The following is an 18,581-nucleotide window of genomic DNA, read 5'->3' as shown; positions in this document are numbered from 1 at the left end:
GTCCTTATCCGAGCTTGAAAAAATTTATAATCTTAGATATTGAAAAATAAAGCAGCATTAATAAATCTAATTCTGGGTTCTATTATTTCGTCATGTAGTTGAGTCTTAACGTTGTTCAGGTGCGACCCCAGCAGCGCTGCTGCGTAAGGTTTCGGGAAAATGAGGGCTCTCAAATATATTGAGAGCCTAAAAGAAAATCCTTTGTCAGTAACCCCCCTGAGTTGAATATGCTTTATCTATTCAATCTCTTGAAAAACATTATCTTGCAAATAATATCCTGATCTCAAGCCTGCAACTGATATTTGCAGGTAGCCTATTATTTTTTATTCAGCTTATGTCGAACTCCGCTTTTGCTGTTTTTGAACGCGGGCAAAGAGCATGCGCCTGCCAATTTTAGGAATGCCAGTGGCATCAAAATAATGCTGTTCTTTAAAGCGAAAATTCGCATCCAGCAGGGCCTGTTCGATATTACGATTCAGGTGACAGCCATCCGCCAGACGTTTTTGAATAGGGGTCAGCAAATTCTGTAGATGCCTCAGAGTATTGTTGTCCTGATACTGAACATGCTCAACCAAATGCAAAGTACCGGTCGGTTTGAGTACCCGATGCAACTCATTTAAAGCCTGAGTTAAATTTTCAATACTGCATAAAGTCCAGGTACTGACAATATGCTCAATACTGTGATCGGCAAAAGGCAGATTTACCCCTGTGCCAAAGCCAATTTCTAACACTTCACCGGAAATGGGTAACAGTAATTCACGACGTTGATCCATCAGGCTCGGCGTTTGCATCACTTGATTGAGTAAATGCGGGAAAATATGTTGATGATAAAATTTATAAATCATTGTTCGCTTAATTTTTCTTTATAGGTGGCTATTTTAATAGATATTTCAGTCAATTAATAAGACAAAAAAGTGACTGAATATATCTATATTGTTACCAAGTCCATATGGTGATTTAAGTTTCATGAATTAAGATAAAAGCTGAAATAAAAAATTCGTTTTTGAGGTATACAGATGACTAGACAATTATTATTCAGTGCTTTACTTGCAACCAGCATGTTGCAAATGAGTGCCAGTGCATCTGTCGATCATAATATTTCTAAGGGTTTGGCACCGGTTGTTAAAGACCAATCCATTAAAAAGCTACAATCCTTTAAAGGTGATTTTCGTATTTTAGGTTCGAAAACTTATACCAACGATGAGCAAGCCAAGTTTTCTCCAATTGATTATGCGGTCAGTTGGGGCTTATTTGCCGAACCTGAAATTGCACGACATATATCGGTCAATCAGTATGACCGCTACTTGAACTGGAAGATTGACCGTTTGCCGGTGCCGAAAGAGCAAGCCATGCAAATGGTGTCAAATATGCACATTATTCCGGCAAATCCACAGATTGCCAAACAAATTAAAAATGTAAAACGCGGTGATTTGGTGCGTTTAACAGGCGAACTGGTCGAAATTAAAGATAAAGATTTGGTCTGGACTTCCTCTCTAACCCCCACAGATACCGGTGATGGCGCATGTGAATTATTCCGTGTCAGTTCAATTGAGTGGATAGAAAAGGTAAAAGGTTAATCATTTTTAACTCTCTCCCTTATACACTCAAAACATATTTTGAGTATTTTCACCTTTATATAAGGTGAGATAAAAAACCCTCTTTGATAAAGAGGGTTTTTTATAGGATGGAAGCTTATTTTGCTGTTAAAGCTTGGCCTTCAAACTGAATAGCATCCCAGCCATTTTGCATAAACTGGCGAATATTTTGGTGATCGGTGGCTTCAGGTGTAGCCAATACTGCAGCATAATGTTCAGCAAACAGGCTTAAAGTCTGCGCTTGATCTAAACCATTTAACTGAGCAAAAGAAAAAACTTTTGCACTGCCCTGATTTTCAGTCGCAGCATTGGCTTGTTGGCCATTTTTAAATGCTGTTGGCGTGTGATTGTAACGCGCTTCAATATATGCAATCACATCTGCAAATTTCGCTTCGTCTGCTTGAAGTTGTGCCAATAAATCTTGAACCATGATTTCCTCAGTCCCTATAAACAGTCAATTTAACCGCAAGACTATAGCAATTTTTATGCATTTTATTCAGCATTATTTCTTTGGAAAAGATACACAATTATGCAAAAGTATTGTTCAATGAAAACAGGGCAGTGAATAAAGATGGGTGAGACACACCCGATACTGGATGAAATAAATGAACTGGTTACTGGTAGCGATGGGTGGGGCGATTGGCGCAAGTTTGCGTTATGGCGCAGGTGTATTTTTACTGAAACCGACCAGCGTATTTCCTTGGACGACTTGGTGGGTGAATATCTTTGGCTGCCTGCTTGCCGGTATTTTCTTTGCCTGTAGCCAAAAATTCCCCAGCTTGCAAAATGAAGCGCGGCTGTTGTTGATGGTCGGAATTTTAGGCGGCTTTACCACATTTTCCAGTTTTGGTCTGGAAACCTTTCAGCTGTTAAAACATGGTCAGACCACACTTGCTTTGAGCTATGTGATTTCCAGTGTGATCATCGGAGTGATGGTTTTGGCATTGGGTTTCTATCTATTTCAATGGTTATTACACAGCAAATAAAAGCTGAATGATGTTTGAGTTAAAAATACAATAGATAAAAAAAGAAGCCTAAGTGGAGGATGCTTAGGCTTCTGAATAAGGAAAAAATAACAAGCTCAGCTTAACTGAATATTAATTTAATGTGAGTGTTTGAAACGTGCGAAACGTTTGTTGAAACTTGCCACACGACCTTCATTGCTCGCCTGACGTTGTTCACCGGTATAAAACGGATGAGATGCACTGGAAACATCTAAAGTCACGTAAGGATAATCCTGACCTTGATAGCTTTTCGTTTGCTGAGTTTGCAAGGTGCTGCCAATAATGAAATAGGCATCCGCATTGGTGTCATGGAACAGAACTTCACGATATTCTGGATGGATATTGCTACGCATGATGAACTCCAAAATTATTGTTAATATAGTTATGTTATATCATAACATTAAGTTTTGCAAATAAAACCCAAATCAGCAGCCGTATTTGGGTTCTATGAAAGACTTATTGGCGTGGTGGAACCAGTTCATCAAACAGGTCATTAAGATTGTCATGCATTTTTAAATGAATCATGTTCCAGTAATGACCTGAAACGGTACGATTCACCATCAATGTCTCTGGTGAAGGTTTAAATACATCCCAATATTTTAAAGAAGGTTTAAGTAACTCCATGCCATCATGATGGGCCGAGTTTTCTTCGAAATCATACATGGTGGTGAGCGGGCGCATCAGGACTTCTAACCATTGCTTGTACAGTTCAGCCGGGAATTTCCCCTGTGCTGAAATGGCATGCAGGGCATCCAGCTGTTGTTCCATCTCAGTAATATTACCTTCACGGGCGGACTGCACCAAATGTTTAAAGTGCTGTACAGTTTCACTGGATAATACTTTTACACCGCCGTAATCGTAAATAACCACGGTGCCATCTTCACGGAAGGCAAAGTTGCCCGGATGCGGATCACAGTGGAAACGTTTCAAATAGAAAATCTCTTGCCCAATGGCACGGAATAAACGTCGTCCCAGTTCATTACGGGTATCTTGAGACCAGGTACTCGCAGTTTCAATACTTTCGCCCGGTTCCAGGCTTAGGGTTAAAATATGCCTAGAAGAGTAGTCTTTGTAGACTTGCGGAATAATAATTTTATTGTCTAAGCTTTGGTGAAATGTACGCGCCACTTCTAAGTTTTGCGCTTCAATCTCATAGTTCAATTCATTGTCCAAACTTTCCTGAATTTCCTTGAACAGTTGATCCTGTAATTTGCGATCAACCTTTAATACACCCATTAAACGTAAAGCCAAACGGACTTGTTTCAGATCGCTTTCACAGGCTTCATCGACACCCGGATATTGTACTTTCACCACCACTTGTTGCCCGTTCGGCAAGAAAGCTTTATGCACTTGGCCAATAGAAGCTGCGGCAAAAGGCTGTTCATCGAAGTGTTTAAAAATTTGATTGAGCGGCTTACCCAGTTCTTTTTCGACTTGTGCTTTAATTTCAGCAAAAGGCATTGCAGGAGCCTGACGCTGTAACTTGCTAATGGCACGCGCGACTTCAGGTGGAAAGATGTCTTTATATTGTGACGCAATTTGCCCCACTTTCATGACCGCACCCTTCATTTCGCCAAGGGTATCTGCAATTTGTAGACCTATATCTTGAAAAAGTTTACTGCGTGAGGCATTTTTTTGTTCTTCATCGGCATTAAAATTTTTGATCGAATTTGTGACGGTTTTAGTTGCGATGCTCGCCGTCATACTGGCAAGTTTCATAAAACGACGACCGGGTGTGCTAGCCGTTTTTGCCATGCGATATTCCTCAAGATCATCTAAGATGTATTTCAATGATCATAGGGCTTAAACTTGTTATTGCCTACTTTAAATTGTTAAAAGCTGCATTTTTACTGTTCAATTTTAAAAATTAAAAATATTTTTTGCAGCTTAAATTGATGAAGCTTTTATGATTATTTTTTATTCATGTTGTTGTTTATCTCATTCCTTTTTCATGAGAAAAGAAATGAGATCGAAATATTTAAGCCATTTTGATACGGTGATTAATCCGATATAAACGGATCAATAACAGCACACAGGCCACCGTTAAACCCACAATCAAACCGACCCACACTCCAGCCGCTTTCATTTCTGTAAAGCGTGCCAGATATATCCCAACAGGGAAGGCAATGACCCAATAAGCGATCATGGTGATCCACATGGGAGCTTTGGTATCTTGCATGCCACGCAGACAACCTGCGGCACTGACTTGCCAGGCATCCATCAACTGATAGGCAATTGCAAATAACAATAGATACATCGCCACTTGTGCCACTTCATAATCTGAAGTGTAAATTGAGACGATTTCAGGACGGAAGAACCAGATGAGCGCCATAGTAGCAAGCGCTAAAATGGTCCCGGTCAGTAATCCCAGATATTGAACTTTACGCATTGCTCGCCAGTTTTTTTCACCATAATAAGTCCCTACACGAATAGTCAGTGCAATTGCGAGTGACATCGGAATCATAAACAATTGCGATGTCACGGAAATGGCAATCTGGTGCGCTGCAACCAAGGTTTCACCAAGTGGACTTAACACAATGGCTGCGGTACTGAAAATACTGACTTCAAAAAAGATGGCTAAACCAATTGGCAAACCGAGCTGTAAAATACGCTTTACCCAATACGGATCAATTTTTTCCCACGCTGCGAAGACTTGGGTTTTACGGTAAGCCTTGCCTTTAAACACATAAGTTGCCAAAGCAATGAACATCAGCCATTGCAAAATAGCCGTAGCAAAGCCACAGCCTGCACTGCCCAGTTCAGGAATCGGGCCTAAGCCATACATGAAAATAAAGTTCAGTGGCACCAGTGCAACCAGCGCAACCAGACTAATGACAGTAACAGGGCGTGGATAACCCAGTGCTTCCGAGTAGCCACGTAGCGCTGCATACATGGTGACTGCCGGCATTCCTAAACCAATGGCATGCAAGAACAAGCTGGCTTTTGGTAATAACGCTTCAGGTACGCCTAAAACAGGTAACAAAAATGGCATGACTTGTAAAATCAATGCAGCAATAATGCCGAGAATAAAAGCCACCCAGAGCGACTGCCGGGCAATAGTGGCAATTTTTTCCGGGGTACGTGCGCCGTTGGCTTCGGCAACCAAAGGTGTGGTCGCAATCATGATGCCACTGAATAACAGCATCACCGGAATCCATAAACCTACCCCGACTGCAATTGCTGCAAGGTCGGTTGGCGAGAGATGTCCCGCCATAATGGTATCAATTAAGCCCAAACCTGCTTGGGCAAATTGGGTGATTAAAATGGGAATCATCAAATGAAAGAGTTGCTTTAATTCAAAGCGGTTTGTTGTCGTTAAAGCAGTGACATTAGACACAAATAATACTCATTATTTATTAATAAAGATCATGATCTTTAGCGTTGCAAAGTGAGCAGTACGCCAATGAAAATAACCGTACTTCCTAAAAGGCGTTGCCAGTTGATCGGGGTTTTTTCAGTCCCAAACCAGCCAAAATGATCCAGTAATATCGACATGGCGATTTGCCCAAAAATAACCAACCCGGTCAGGATGAGAAAACCCAGTTTAGGCACAGCATAGATACTCAAACTAATGGCATAAACACCTAAGAAACCCCCTAACCAAAGAAACCAGGGAATCTGGATTAAAGTTGCAAAATGAGGTTTTTCTGCGGATTGAAAAAACACCAGTATGGCAAGCACTATTGTACCCACCAAAAAAGATAAAAGGGCAGCTTGCAAAGGAGAATGTAAATATTCACGTAATTGGTTATTTAAGGCATTTTGCAAACTCATCGCAACACCGATGCCCATCGCAAGCGGTAACAAAAAAAGTAACTGACTGGATATTTTCATCATATTAAGTATGTATTCTTGTTGAATTTTTCTCAGTCTAAAACAATCCCTAACAGTATTCCTTAGTGTCTTGATGCAGTCATGTTAAAATATATTTCCCGTATTTTGTTGTTTTGAGCTTATTCCTTGGCTGAATTAAATCCTGCACTTGTTCCATTGTCTTTATATATTCATATGCCTTGGTGTGTGCGTAAGTGTCCATATTGCGACTTTAATTCGCACGCCGTGCCTGATGGAAAACTGTCTTTAGATTTAGAGCAGGAATATTTACAGGCTTTGGTTGCAGACTTCAAAACCCAGCTCGATTTTGCTCAAGGTCGCCAGATTCATAGTGTGTTTATTGGTGGCGGTACGCCATCTTTAATTTCAGCCAAAGGTTATGTGTGGTTGTTCAGTCAATTAAAAAGCATGATTACCTTTGAAGATGGCTGTGAAATTACTTTGGAAGCCAATCCCGGAACTGTGGAACATGATCCTTTTGCGGGATATTTAGCAGCAGGAATTAACCGTCTGTCTCTTGGTGTGCAAAGTTTTAATACGGATCACCTAAAAAAATTAGGTCGTATTCACAGTAATGATGATGCAATTAATGCCATTCATCTGGCCCGTGAGGCTGGTTTTGCACGCATCAATGTCGATTTGATGCATGGCTTGCCTGAGCAGACTCTAGAACAGGCGTTACTGGATTTAAAACTGGCGGTGGAAAATGGCGCAACGCATGTGTCGTGGTATCAACTGACCATTGAACCGAATACGGTATTTTTCCGCACTCAACCGACTTTGCCAGTTGAAGATGTGCTGGAAGATATTCAGGAACAGGGTGAAGCCTATTTAAAAGCGCAAGGTTTTGTGAATTATGAAGTCTCTGCCTGGCGTAAAGAAAAACCATCTGCACATAATTTAAATTACTGGCAGTTTGGTGATTATCTGGCAATTGGCGCAGGGGCGCATGGCAAAGTGACCCAATCTCATGGGGTGTATCGTTTTCAGAAAACCCGTTTGCCAAAGGATTATTTGGCCAGAGTTCCTGCCGAACATCTTCAACTTAAAAAAATTGAAAATGAAGAGATGCCGTTTGAATTTATGATGAATGCCTTACGGTTAAATGAGGGCGTAGAAGCAAAAATTTATCATGAGCGTACAGGTTTAGACTTGAGTGATTTAGATGAACTTTTAAATTCATTACGTACCAGAAAACTCATGGTTGAAGATAAAAGCAGTTTGTCTTGTACAGCGCAGGGACATCTGTTTTTAAATTCGGTATTGGAAGAGTTTCTTTAAAAATTATTCGTGTAAATATATACTGCATTGAGATAATCATTGAAATGCATCGTTAAGGATTTATCGCTTAATGATGCATCCATTATTTTCTTTGATATGAATAAATGCCAAAAAAATCAGACTAGCCTGCAGCAGGATGTTGCAGTTATTGAAAATAAAACTGATTAAAATCTAAACATAATTGCCTGCCAATTTAATATTCTTTTCGGTCGATATTCTTTTCGAGTTTGGCCATCAACTTATTTTTTATCTAATCAGGATCGCTCTCGATTAAATTTTTCATTATCTCAGTATTAAGATCAATCTTATAATTCAGATCAATAATTTTTACATCGCTCTGATCTTTTTTTATTACTTAAATTTTTAAAATCATATAACCCAGTGAAAAATTCATTTTTATAATCGGGATCTTTGCTCTCTAGAGAGGGGGAGAATTTGCCCTATAACATGGCTTGGAAACGGAAAGAATTTTTTCATCTAAAAAGCCACTGGATTTATTTTTGATTATTCTCTTCTTTGCAATAATTAGGTGAACTGAGAATTCTTCTAGCGCATAAAAAGAGCGCCGAAGCGCTCTTTTATTTTGAGTTAAATTTTACAACTTAGTAGTCAAAGCTGAAGTGTTCAGGTGCTAAAGAAATCATGGTTTTCGATGGATTCACCATGGCTTCGGCATGACCCTGGGTACGCGGCAATATACGCTCGAAGTAGAAATCGGCCACTTTGATTTTGGCTTTATAGAATTCAGGGGTTTCTGCACCGTTCCCCGATTCTAGTTTCTCAGAAGCCACAGCCGCTTGTTGTGCCCAATAGTAAGCCATCATTGCATAGCCAGAGAACATCAAGAAATCTGTAGATGCTGAAGAGACGATGTCGCGGTCTTTACGTGCTGCAAGCATGATGCGTACAGTTAACGCATTCCATTGTGCACAAATCTTGGTTAAGTCCCATGCAAAACGGCGCATGTATTTGTTGCGTGCATGACGACCACAGAAACGTAAGATTTCAGCAGTGTAGTCACGAACCACTTTGCCTTTAGAAGACAGCAAAACTTTACGACCAATCAGGTCGAGTGCCTGAACACCGGTTGTACCTTCATACAAGGTCGCAATACGTGCATCACGTGCAATTTGTTCCATGCCATGTTCTTTAATATAACCATGACCACCAAACACTTGCATACCGTGGTTAGCCGCTTCAAGACCTAATTCAGTCAAGAAACCTTTCAAAATAGGGGTATAGAAACCCAGTTTGTCATCATATTCTTCAAACTTCGCCTGGTCGCCTTGAGTCAGCGCATCGGTCATTTTGTCAGCAAGCTGTGCAGCATGATAAATCATGGCACGACCACCTTCCGCAATGGCTTTTTGCGTCAGCAGCATACGGCGCACGTCAGCATGGTGAATGATCGCATCTGCCACTTGCTCAGGATCTTTTTTGCCGGATAAAGCGCGCATAGACATACGTTCTTTGGCATACGGCAATGCACCTTGGAAAGACAATTCTGCATGGGCAATACCTTGAACTGCTGTACCAATACGTGCAGTGTTCATGAAGGTAAACATCGCATGCAAACCTTTGTGCTGTTCACCAATCAGGTAACCTGTTGCAGCATCAAAATTTAAAACTGCTGTTGCAGAAGCACGAATTCCCATTTTGTGTTCAATTGAACCACAGTTCACCGGGTTACGTTCACCTATGCCACCCTCAGAATTCGGAGTAAATTTAGGCACGATAAACAGCGAAATACCACGTGTACCTGCAGGGGCATCAGGAAGGCGAGCCAGTACAATATGGACAATGTTTTCAGTCAGGTCATGTTCACCTGCAGAGATGAAGATTTTTGTCCCGGTAATTTTATAGGTACCGTCCGCTTGCGGTTCAGCTTTGGTTTTGACTTGTCCCAAGTCTGTACCGCATTGTGGTTCAGTCAAACACATGGTGCCCGACCAGGTTCCCGCAGTTAAATGCGGCATATAGATATTTTTTTGTTCTTCAGTTCCGAACTGCATGATGGTATTCATACAGCCCATACTCAAACCCGGATACATGGTAAATGACCAGTTCGCCGTACCCATCATTTCAGATTTGATCAGGTTAAGCGACATCGGCAAGCCTTGACCACCATACTCTTCCGGATAAGACAGACCTTGCCAGCCACCTTGCACAAATTGGTCATAGGCTTCTTTAAAGCCTTTTGGTGTTGTGACTTCGCCATTTTCAAAATGACAGCCTTCCTCATCACCCGACTGATTTATAGGAGAGAGAACGTTTTCACAAAAATCTGCTGCACCTTCTAGAATCATATCTACGGTGTCAGGGTCGGCAGCTTCGCCATTCGATAAAGTTTTATAATGTTCTGGGTAATCAAAAACTTCATTCATTAAAAAGCGAATGTCGTGTAAAGGGGCTTTGTAAGCTGGCATAGTGTTAATCCTAATTTAGAAATAGTTTTGGATTACGAATCGATAGTTTGATTATTCACATTGTTCATCAAAATACATTGATGGTGTAGCCTAGGAAAAATGTCAGAAAGGCGAATTGTAAGTAGATAAATTTAACCATTAATCTAACTGATTATATTGTTTGGTTCACTTTCTTAATGTATTTCATGTAAATAGATGTTTTAAATAATAATTAAATTAGACAGTTATTGCCTATAGTGAGTTTTGGATAGGTGAATATTTGAATAATTCTCATGAACTACATTTAATAAAACATAATGTCATAAAATCCAATTCAAAAATATATTTTGTGGGTAATATTGAAAAGAAGCAAGGGTTTACTCCTTTTCGATTGCTTTATTTTATGTGGCTAAAGAAAATCTTTCAGTGCTGGCTTCACGCCATTCCAGATCGAGAAAGATTCAATCGCTTGCCCCACCAGCATGCCATAACCTTCTGAAGTCAGAATACCGCGCGCCTTGGCTTGATCTAAAAAGCTTGAAGGTTTGCCATAGGCCATTTCATAAGCATATTTAAACTGTAAAGATTCAGGTAAAACCAGAGGATCACCACTTAGACTGGCAGAGGTGGCATTAATCACAAGATCGAACTCACCAGTCAAATCATTTAAAGAAATTGCAGCCAGTGTGGCTTGCGGAACTGCATCTTTTAAATCGGCAACCAGTTGCTCGGCACGAGCCAGGGTGCGATTGGCAATCACGATTTTTTTCACACCCGCCTGAACCAAAGGGTAGACCACACCACGGGTTGCTCCGCCTGCACCAATAATTAAAAGATCCGTGTTTTCCAGGTTCCAGTCCAGCGCTTTAATCGCATCAACCAAACCTTGACCATCGGTATTATCACCATGCAGCTTGCCATCTTGCATCCACAAGGTATTTACCGCTTTGGCAATTTTGGCCCGTTCTGTTAAAACCTGACATTGAGCAAAGGCCTGTTCCTTAAAAGGCACGGTCACGTTCAGGCCTATGCCTCCCTCGGCAAAGAATTCTTTGATATTGGCTTCAAAACCATCAAGAGGGGCAAGACGTTTGCTGTAATTTAGATCAATGCCTGATTTTTTGGCAAAAGCATGATGAAGTTCTGGCGAGCGTGACTGTTCGATTGGATGGCCAATCACCGCGAATTGTTTGCTCATTTCACAAGATCCATGTGCGGAAATGGCATTCAATATACGTGATTTTTCGATCAAGCTAAAGTCAGAAGAAGGGAGAAAATAAAAGTTAAAGGTCTATAAAAGTAAAAGGGAAACGGAAAAAACTAGAGAGGATTGAAACAATCTTAAGGATTACAGATTTCACGAACCAAGTCTTCTAGCCACATTGCTGCGGTAAAAAACAAGGCAAATCCTGCAAATATAGTAAATGTAATCGATAAACTATCGGAAAGCGTGCTTTCGGATGATAAGGTAGTAATGATGGAAGCTATGATCAGGGTGAAAATGGACCAAAATAAAACCACCTTATGATTTAAAATTTTATCTAACATTGTTGGTTACCTAAAGCACGCTTTTTTTAGTTGATATGTGCTTTTTAAATATGTGTGAATAGTATATTGAATTGATAAGTCTAAACGATTTTATAAATTCTATAGAGTGTTGTGCTGTAAGAAAATATGTCAGTAGAATTATTATGAATGAAGTATGATGAATCTTGTATGCCATAAAAGTATTGATTTAAAGTTTTATTCTTATAAGTTTTTGAATTTTAAATTTAAAAAATGATGCAGATAAATAAATCCCTTTGTCCAGAAATGAAAAAAGGGATTAAAGTTTTTAAATGTATTATTAATTATTGCAGTTCAGTCAACCAATCTTGCGGTTTTAAATAATAGTCCGTTAAGCGTTTTTCAGCAGAATCTTGTTCCCATTCCGGACGATACGACCACGCGGCAAGCGGCGGCATACTGACTAAAATTGATTCAATCCGACCACCGGTTTGCAGACCAAACAGCGTACCACGGTCATAAACCAAATTATATTCCACATAACGACCACGACGGTAGAGCTGGAAATCACGTTGCGCTTTGGTATAGGGTTGATTTTGATGACGCTGGAAAATTGGCAAGATTGCTTCTAGGTAACCATTGCCGACGGCCTGAATGTATTTAAAGCAGGTTTCGAAATCCCACTGATTTAAATCATCAAAGAATAATCCGCCTACACCACGTTGTTCATCACGATGTTTTAAATAGAAGTAGTCATCACACCATTTTTTGTGTTCGGGATAAACCGTATCACCAAATGGCGCACAAAGATCATGGGCTTTTTGGTGCCAGTTCAATACGTCCTGATCATCTGGATAGAAGGGAGTTAAGTCAAAACCACCACCAAACCACCATACTGGATCTTGTCCTTCAGGCTCTGCCACAAACAAACGCACGTTGGCATGAGAAGTTGGAACATTCGGGTTCTTAGGATGAATCACCAAAGACACACCTAAGGCTTGTGCTTTTGCCCCGGCAATTTGTGGGTGACGTTCTGTTGCCGAAGCCGGTAATTTGGAAATATTGATGTGAGAAAACATCACACCACCTTTTTCAATCACGCTGCCATTTTGCAAAACACGTGAACGACCGCCACCGCCTTCCGGGCGTTCCCAATCATCAATCTCAAAATGAGCAGTGCCGCCACTTTCTAATTCTCGTTGTTCCATACCTGCACAAATACGGGCTTGCAGGTCGAGGAGAAATTCGCGAACGCGTTGAATATCAGCTGAAGTTGGGTTCTGCATAGATGACCTCTATTGCCTGATTTTAAGGACTGAATACATCAAAACATAAAGTCATAAAAAAAGTAAGGGATTTTTTAACATCTTGTAAAAAATCCCTGATTACTGTGATTTATAAAGCTTTATAAAGTGAATTAGAAGTCACCTTTTTTATACATGTGCGCCATACGTTCGTGTTTGGTTTTTAAATATTCTGCATTGAACGGATTTAAGCCGACAGTGAGGGGTACACGATCAACCACATCAATACCCAGTTCTTCTAATGCGGCAATTTTTGAAGGGTTATTGGTCACCAGTTTGACCTGTTTCACCTTTAAATGCTCAAGCATGATCGTGCACATGTCATAACGTCGTGCATCTGCAGGCAAATTCAACATCAGATTGGCATCCACGGTATCATGTCCCTGATCTTGCAGGGCATAGGCACGAATTTTATTGGTCAGCCCAATACCGCGACCTTCTTGGCGTAAGTATAAAATCACCCCCTGACCCACTTCGTTAATCAACTTGAGTGTTGCTTGGAGTTGCGGTCCACAGTCACATTTCAGTGAGGCAAAGGCATCACCGGTTAAACATTCAGAGTGAATGCGAACCACCACCGGATCAGTCGGTGCTGTCTCTAGACCTTTAGAAAGTGCGACATGTTCTTCACCGGTTTGAGGATCTTGAAATACAGTGATTTTAAATTCACCAAAAGCGGTTGGTAATCTTGAAGTTGCGACAAATTCTATCGGCACTGCTTAACCCGTCAAATAGTTCATTAATTGGCTGAAGTATAGCGTAATGCTTGGACATTGGTAGAATTGCTATGCTGAAATTATGCAGAAGATTTTCTTTTTTGTATAAAGCGAACGATAATAGTTGATAAATAGTAAGATTATTCAGGATAATCTCGCTCATGAACAAACACCCAGTGTAGAGAACTTGCTCTAAACTGCATCGCTAGAAATGTGGCTGATTTAAAAGGTGATACAATTCGACCCTTATGTTCGAATAACCCATTTACCTAGCTTAGGATTTGCCAGGCTTTAGAAGGCTTTGCCATTTATGTTGTATACAGAAATACCGACTCACCGCCCTGTAACACCGTTGCTGGATACCATTGATCATCCACAACAATTACGATTACTCGAGCGCAGCCAATTAGAAAAAGTGGCGGATGAGTTACGTCAGTACATTTTGTATGCAGCAGGACAAAGTGGTGGGCATTTTGGTGCCAATCTGGGCGTGATCGAACTGACCGTGGCTTTGCATTATTGTTTTAATACCCCGTATGACCGTTTAATTTGGGATGTCGGTCATCAGGCTTATCCGCATAAAGCCCTAACCGGTCGCCGTGAGCAATTGACTACCATTCGTTCCAAAGATGGCTTGGCAGCTTTTCCAACTCGTGAAGAGTCGGTTTTTGATACTTTTGGCGTGGGACATTCTTCTACCGCAATATCTGCGGGTTTAGGCATGTCACTGGCACGCCGTTACCAGAAAAATCCGTGTGAGGTGGTGTCGATCATTGGTGATGGCGCGATGACAGCCGGTATGGCTTTTGAAGCCATGAATGATGCGGTGGCACACAATGCTGATTTAATCGTGGTACTAAACGACAACGATATGTCGATTTCATGCAGTACCGGTGGTTTTGCCAAGCACTTGGCTGCCATCTGGGGAAGTGGTCAATCGGTAAATATTTCAGAAACAGGGGAAGCTTATGTACAGCCTCATCCTGAATGGAATTACAATTCGCGTTTACACAGTGCAGCAACTGATGCGGCAGATAACTTATTTAAAGCCATTGGGTTTGACTATTTCGGTCCTTTTGACGGTCATGATGTCAATCATTTGGTCCAAGTCTTTGATGCACTAAAAAAACGGAAAGGTCCGCGTTTAATTCATGTCTATACCAAAAAAGGTAAAGGCTTTGTACCTGCTGAAGCAGATCAGATTAAATACCACGCCATTAGTAAAATAAATTCAGCCCCTGTAGTAAATACTGCACCTAAATATTCGGATGTATTTGGGCAGTGGCTGTGTGATGAAGCAGCACAAGATGATCGCTTACTCGCGATTACACCGGCGATGTGTGAAGGTTCGGGCATGGTGCAGTTCGCTAAGCAATTTCCCGAGCGCTTTTTCGATGTCGCGATTGCTGAACAGCATGCAGTGACTTTGGCTGCCGGTATGGCATGTGAAGGCCTAAAACCTGTAGTGGCGATTTATTCGACCTTCTTGCAACGTGGTTATGATCAACTGATTCACGATGTTGCCTTGCAAAATTTAGATGTGACTTTTGGGATTGACCGTGCCGGTTTGGTCGGTGAAGATGGCCCAACTCATGCCGGTGCTTACGATTATGCCTTCATGCGTACTGTACCGAATATGGTGATTATGACGCCTAAAGACGAAAATGAATGTCGCCAGATGCTACATACAGCGTATCAATACAATGGTCCTGCGGCGGTGCGTTATCCACGCGGTAATGGCGTCGGTGTTAAAATTGAATCCCAATTGACTGCTTTAGAGATTGGTAAAGCTGAAGTGGTAGCCAGTTTTAATGAACAGCAAGATGAACAGATTAGTATTTTGGCTTTTGGTAGCCGAGTCACGGTTGCAATAGAAGCAGCACAAGCATTGTCACAAGCACATGAGGTTGGTGTACGTGTAGTCAACATGCGCTTTGTTAAACCGTTAGATGAACAGATCATTGAGCAACTTGCGGCAACCACCAGCTTGTTTGTGACGGTTGAAGAACATGCGGTGATGGCAGGCGCAGGAAGTGCGGTAAATGAGTATTTGGCTCACGCACAAATTGTTAAACCGACTTTAAATTTAGGTTTACCTGATATTTTTATGCACCAGGCTTCACATACACAAATGTTGCAACAGGCTGGGCTTGATCCCAAAGGCATTGAAAAGTCGATTGAATTGGCTTGGCTAAAGCTTGGACAAACCATTTCATCATGATGAAATAAATTTTAAAAAACATTTTTCCCCTAAAAGCCCGCATATTTGCTAAAATATGCGGGCTTTTAGGCATTATTCTTTATCAGTTTCTTAAATTTGTAGTGGGTGTTCAATGGAACCTATGGTGGTTATGGCTGCGCGTGCGGCTCAATTAGTTGGTCAAGAGCTTTTAAAAGCGCATCAAAATCGTCATAAACTCGATCTACAAGTCGAAGAAAAAGGGATTGATGGTCCGGTAACGCGTGTAGATCGTTATTTGGAACAGTTGACGATCGATACTCTACGTAAAAGCTATAAAAACCACAGCTTCCTTGGTGAAGAGTTTGGTATGCAAGAAGGTACTGGTCACGACGCCGATTGGTGTTGGGTGATCGATCCTTTGGACGGTACTTTAAACTTCATTAACGGTTTTCCACATTTCTGTATCTCAATTGCAGTTCAACATAAAGGCGTAACTCAACACGGTGTTATTTATGACCCTGTGAAAGACGAGCTTTTCTCTGCAAGTCGTGGCCGCGGTGCCATGATGAATCAACGTCGTATTCGCGTAAATATTAAAGACAATCTAGACAAGACATTCTTGGCTGTAGGCCATGCTTACCGTAATAAACGTAACGGTGAGGTGGTGTCTTATGCGAAAAACCATTTTGATTCATTATTAAACGTGACTGAAGCGGGTGCACAATTCCGTCGTTCAGGTTCTGCTGCGTTAGATTTGGCGTATGTTGCTGCAGGTCGTCTTGATGGTTACTTCGAACTTGGTTTGAAACCTTGGGATATCGCTGTAGGCGAGTTACTGGTAAAAGAAGCAGGTGGTACTGTAGTGGATGCACGTGGTGGTCCCGATTCTATGGACAATGGTCAAGTCATTGCTTGCTCTATGAAAATGCTAAAACCTTTAATGCAAGCTGTCGTTCCAGCTTGGGGTGAAGCCGCAAAGTAAGACCGATTTAATCGAGTGATATGACAAAGAAAAGCTCTCCATGTGAGGGCTTTTTTATTTGCCCGAGAAATTTGATCTTCATCTTTAATGCGAGTTTTAATCACTTATAACGTGATTTTTGACGAAAGATGCCGCTAATTAAAAATTTCGCTGAAAAAATAAACAAAATTAAGTTGTAAAATAGGCTGTTACTGAAAAAAACAGTATCAATTCCCAATTCAATCGAAAAAAATGATTACTTTTTAAAATTATTCTGTTATTATGCCGCCACGCACTTAAATTTCCGTTCTTTACCTGAACATTATCTTCTAATCATTGTATGCGCGTTCTGTCCATAGAGAGGACATATCCTTCGCGCCCCAATCGCTTAAGCGATTCCCTTCAGGTTTGCGGCCGTAATCATATACGTGCGTTATATCCACATCGACGTTATTCGGATCGCTGCTGAATCCTAATTTTTTCAGCTCTATTTGCTGTGCCGCTTTTTGCCGATGTCCATATTGTAATTTATTTAATGGAGCACCCACTTCAGGGTGAACACTCTCTATGAGCAAAACTTTTGCTGATTTTTCCCTCGATGCGACTTTAATCCAAGCGATCGAAGGTTTAGGCTTTACTACGCCAACTCCTGTACAAGAACAAGCAATTCCAGCTGCACTAGAAGGTAAAGACCTTCTTGTATCAAGCCAAACTGGTTCTGGTAAAACTGCTGCATTCTTACTACCTACTTTAAATGCTTTAGCAAATGAAGATTCGCTTATCTCATTTAAAGACCGCATGAAAGCGGTAACTCAACCGAATATCCTAGTGATTTCTCCTACTCGTGAATTAGCACAACAAGTATGTCAAGATGCGATTGCATTGGTTCGTCATATGAAAGGTGTTCGTGTTGCTGCGATCATGGGTGGTATGCCTTTCGGTAAACAAATTCAACAATTAAAAGGTGCACAAGTTGTAGTTGCGACTCCAGGTCGTTTACTTGATCTTGTAAACCGTCGTCAACTTAAACTTGACATGGTTGATGCATTAATCGTCGACGAAGCTGACCGTATGCTTGACTTGGGCTTCTCTGAAGACCTAGAAGCAATTGGTGAATTGGCAGCTAACCGTAAACAAACATTGATGTTCTCTGCGACTTTTGCACCGCGTATTGTTACGCTTGCTGAACGCATGATGAATGATCCAGTGCGTATTGCGATCGAAACTGGTCACTCTACAAATACAGACATCACCCAAACATTGCATTGGACTGATGGCTTTGAACACAAGAAAAAATTGCTTACTCACTGGTTATCTGATGAATCAGTAGATCAAGCAGTTGTGTTTGCATCAACTCAAGAAGATACAGACATGTTGGCTGAAGAACTTGCTGAAGCAGGTCTATCAGTTGTAGCACTTCATGGTGCTATGCCACAGACTGTTCGTAACCGTCGTTTACGTAGTATCCGTGAAGGTCGTGCAAAAATCCTTGTTGCTACAGATGTAGCGGCGCGTGGTCTTGACGTACCAACAATTTCACACGTAATCAACTTCGGTTTACCGATGAAAAACGAAGACTATGTACACCGTATCGGTCGTACAGGTCGTGCCGGTCGTACAGGTAATGCAATTACTCTGGCGACTTACCGTGAACGCGGTAAGATCCGTGCGCTTGAAGACTTCCTAGATGCACGTTTAAACGTGTCTGAAATTGAAGGTCTTGAGCCATCTCCACCTCCTGCACGCGGTGCTCGTGATGGCGCTGGTCGTGGTCGTGATGGCGGTCGTGGCGG

General features: G+C 41.3%; 18 protein-coding genes. 6 read left to right on the top strand and 12 right to left on the bottom strand.

Features of this window, described 5'->3' with window-relative positions:
• Positions 1-332: 332 nt before the first annotated feature.
• Positions 333-845 (bottom strand): class I SAM-dependent methyltransferase, encoded by a 513-nt coding sequence (locus tag E0H80_RS13245; RefSeq protein ID WP_131366549.1) that lies wholly within the window; start codon positions 843-845, stop codon positions 333-335.
• Positions 846-1,016: 171 nt separating this feature from the next.
• On the opposite strand from E0H80_RS13245, the gene E0H80_RS13240 reads away from it, so the two are divergent.
• Complete coding sequence (locus tag E0H80_RS13240; RefSeq protein ID WP_131366547.1) at positions 1,017-1,577, top strand: hypothetical protein; 561 nt, start codon at positions 1,017-1,019, stop codon at positions 1,575-1,577.
• 115 nt (positions 1,578-1,692) lie between these two features.
• On the opposite strand, the gene E0H80_RS13235 is transcribed toward E0H80_RS13240, so the two are convergent.
• Entirely contained in the window at positions 1,693-2,025 is a 333-nt protein-coding gene (locus E0H80_RS13235) for a HopJ type III effector protein (RefSeq protein WP_131366545.1), read from the bottom strand.
• Positions 2,026-2,200: 175 nt separating this feature from the next.
• On the opposite strand from E0H80_RS13235, the gene crcB reads away from it, so the two are divergent.
• Positions 2,201-2,581, top strand: a complete 381-nt coding sequence (gene crcB / locus E0H80_RS13230) for a fluoride efflux transporter CrcB (protein ID WP_131366543.1) — start codon at positions 2,201-2,203, stop codon at positions 2,579-2,581.
• Between the two features lie 116 nt (positions 2,582-2,697).
• On the opposite strand, the gene E0H80_RS13225 is transcribed toward crcB, so the two are convergent.
• From E0H80_RS13225 to E0H80_RS13210, 4 genes are all read right to left on the bottom strand, one after another.
• Entirely contained in the window at positions 2,698-2,952 is a 255-nt protein-coding gene (locus tag E0H80_RS13225; protein WP_131366541.1) for a type B 50S ribosomal protein L31, read from the bottom strand.
• A 103-nt stretch (positions 2,953-3,055) separates the two neighbouring features.
• On the bottom strand, positions 3,056-4,354 hold the full coding sequence (locus tag E0H80_RS13220; RefSeq protein WP_131366539.1) for an ABC1 kinase family protein: 1,299 nt from the start codon (positions 4,352-4,354) through the stop codon (positions 3,056-3,058).
• 223 nt (positions 4,355-4,577) lie between these two features.
• A complete protein-coding gene (locus E0H80_RS13215) occupies positions 4,578-5,936 on the bottom strand; it encodes an MATE family efflux transporter (RefSeq protein WP_131366537.1) in 1,359 nt (452 codons plus the stop codon).
• Positions 5,937-5,974: 38 nt separating this feature from the next.
• Complete coding sequence (locus E0H80_RS13210; protein WP_131366535.1) at positions 5,975-6,436, bottom strand: DMT family transporter; 462 nt, start codon at positions 6,434-6,436, stop codon at positions 5,975-5,977.
• Positions 6,437-6,559: 123 nt separating this feature from the next.
• On the opposite strand from E0H80_RS13210, the gene hemW reads away from it, so the two are divergent.
• Positions 6,560-7,714 (top strand): radical SAM family heme chaperone HemW, encoded by a 1,155-nt coding sequence (gene hemW, locus E0H80_RS13205; protein WP_131366532.1) that lies wholly within the window; start codon positions 6,560-6,562, stop codon positions 7,712-7,714.
• Positions 7,715-8,316: 602 nt separating this feature from the next.
• On the opposite strand, the gene E0H80_RS13200 is transcribed toward hemW, so the two are convergent.
• From E0H80_RS13200 to ribA, 5 genes are all read right to left on the bottom strand, one after another.
• On the bottom strand, positions 8,317-10,140 hold the full coding sequence (locus E0H80_RS13200) for an acyl-CoA dehydrogenase C-terminal domain-containing protein (protein ID WP_131366530.1): 1,824 nt from the start codon (positions 10,138-10,140) through the stop codon (positions 8,317-8,319).
• 388 nt (positions 10,141-10,528) lie between these two features.
• A complete protein-coding gene (gene aroE / locus E0H80_RS13195) occupies positions 10,529-11,317 on the bottom strand; it encodes a shikimate dehydrogenase (protein WP_131366528.1) in 789 nt (262 codons plus the stop codon).
• Between the two features lie 143 nt (positions 11,318-11,460).
• Complete coding sequence (locus tag E0H80_RS13190; RefSeq protein ID WP_067868681.1) at positions 11,461-11,667, bottom strand: hypothetical protein; 207 nt, start codon at positions 11,665-11,667, stop codon at positions 11,461-11,463.
• A gap of 302 nt (positions 11,668-11,969) precedes the next feature.
• Complete coding sequence (gene hemF / locus E0H80_RS13185) at positions 11,970-12,911, bottom strand: oxygen-dependent coproporphyrinogen oxidase (protein WP_131366526.1); 942 nt, start codon at positions 12,909-12,911, stop codon at positions 11,970-11,972.
• A gap of 131 nt (positions 12,912-13,042) precedes the next feature.
• Positions 13,043-13,645: a GTP cyclohydrolase II gene (gene ribA, locus E0H80_RS13180; protein WP_067868678.1), complete on the bottom strand. Its 603-nt coding sequence runs from the start codon at positions 13,643-13,645 to the stop codon at positions 13,043-13,045.
• A gap of 310 nt (positions 13,646-13,955) precedes the next feature.
• Between ribA and dxs the strand changes: the two genes are divergently transcribed.
• Together dxs and E0H80_RS13170 are read left to right on the top strand one after the other, a co-directional pair.
• Positions 13,956-15,866: a 1-deoxy-D-xylulose-5-phosphate synthase gene (dxs, locus tag E0H80_RS13175; protein ID WP_131366524.1), complete on the top strand. Its 1,911-nt coding sequence runs from the start codon at positions 13,956-13,958 to the stop codon at positions 15,864-15,866.
• A 112-nt stretch (positions 15,867-15,978) separates the two neighbouring features.
• Positions 15,979-16,809 carry an inositol monophosphatase family protein gene (locus tag E0H80_RS13170; protein WP_131366522.1) on the top strand — a complete coding sequence of 277 codons (831 nt, stop codon included), beginning with the start codon at positions 15,979-15,981 and terminating at the stop codon, positions 16,807-16,809.
• A 308-nt stretch (positions 16,810-17,117) separates the two neighbouring features.
• On the opposite strand, the gene E0H80_RS13165 is transcribed toward E0H80_RS13170, so the two are convergent.
• Positions 17,118-17,363 (bottom strand): hypothetical protein, encoded by a 246-nt coding sequence (locus tag E0H80_RS13165; RefSeq protein WP_131366520.1) that lies wholly within the window; start codon positions 17,361-17,363, stop codon positions 17,118-17,120.
• On the opposite strand from E0H80_RS13165, the gene E0H80_RS13160 reads away from it, so the two are divergent.
• A partial coding sequence (locus E0H80_RS13160) for a DEAD/DEAH box helicase (protein ID WP_131366518.1) occupies positions 17,356-18,581 on the top strand: 1,226 nt, incomplete at its 3' end. The two genes, E0H80_RS13165 and E0H80_RS13160, sit on opposite strands and share 8 nt — an antisense overlap.

Origin of the sequence: Acinetobacter sp. ANC 4779 (assembly GCF_004331055.1) — a bacterium.
Taxonomy (GTDB): Bacteria; Pseudomonadota; Gammaproteobacteria; order Pseudomonadales; family Moraxellaceae; genus Acinetobacter.
The sequence above is the reverse complement of the archived record's forward strand: the minus strand, read 5'-3'. Positions and strand labels throughout refer to the sequence as shown.

Excerpts from the sequence above, each read along its gene's own strand:
- E0H80_RS13210 (WP_131366535.1), bottom strand. The coding sequence starts at position 6,436 with ATGATGAAAATATCCAGTCAGTTACTTTTTTTGTTACCGCTTGCGATG.
- E0H80_RS13245 (WP_131366549.1), bottom strand. The coding sequence starts at position 845 with ATGATTTATAAATTTTATCATCAACATATTTTCCCGCATTTACTCAAT.
- E0H80_RS13235 (WP_131366545.1), bottom strand. The coding sequence starts at position 2,025 with ATGGTTCAAGATTTATTGGCACAACTTCAAGCAGACGAAGCGAAATTT.
- dxs (WP_131366524.1), top strand. The coding sequence starts at position 13,956 with ATGTTGTATACAGAAATACCGACTCACCGCCCTGTAACACCGTTGCTG.
- E0H80_RS13225 (WP_131366541.1), bottom strand. The coding sequence starts at position 2,952 with ATGCGTAGCAATATCCATCCAGAATATCGTGAAGTTCTGTTCCATGAC.
- hemF (WP_131366526.1), bottom strand. The coding sequence starts at position 12,911 with ATGCAGAACCCAACTTCAGCTGATATTCAACGCGTTCGCGAATTTCTC.
- E0H80_RS13170 (WP_131366522.1), top strand. The coding sequence starts at position 15,979 with ATGGAACCTATGGTGGTTATGGCTGCGCGTGCGGCTCAATTAGTTGGT.
- E0H80_RS13190 (WP_067868681.1), bottom strand. The coding sequence starts at position 11,667 with ATGTTAGATAAAATTTTAAATCATAAGGTGGTTTTATTTTGGTCCATT.
- E0H80_RS13220 (WP_131366539.1), bottom strand. The coding sequence starts at position 4,354 with ATGGCAAAAACGGCTAGCACACCCGGTCGTCGTTTTATGAAACTTGCC.
- aroE (WP_131366528.1), bottom strand. The coding sequence starts at position 11,317 with ATGAGCAAACAATTCGCGGTGATTGGCCATCCAATCGAACAGTCACGC.
- E0H80_RS13240 (WP_131366547.1), top strand. The coding sequence starts at position 1,017 with ATGACTAGACAATTATTATTCAGTGCTTTACTTGCAACCAGCATGTTG.
- E0H80_RS13200 (WP_131366530.1), bottom strand. The coding sequence starts at position 10,140 with ATGCCAGCTTACAAAGCCCCTTTACACGACATTCGCTTTTTAATGAAT.
- crcB (WP_131366543.1), top strand. The coding sequence starts at position 2,201 with ATGAACTGGTTACTGGTAGCGATGGGTGGGGCGATTGGCGCAAGTTTG.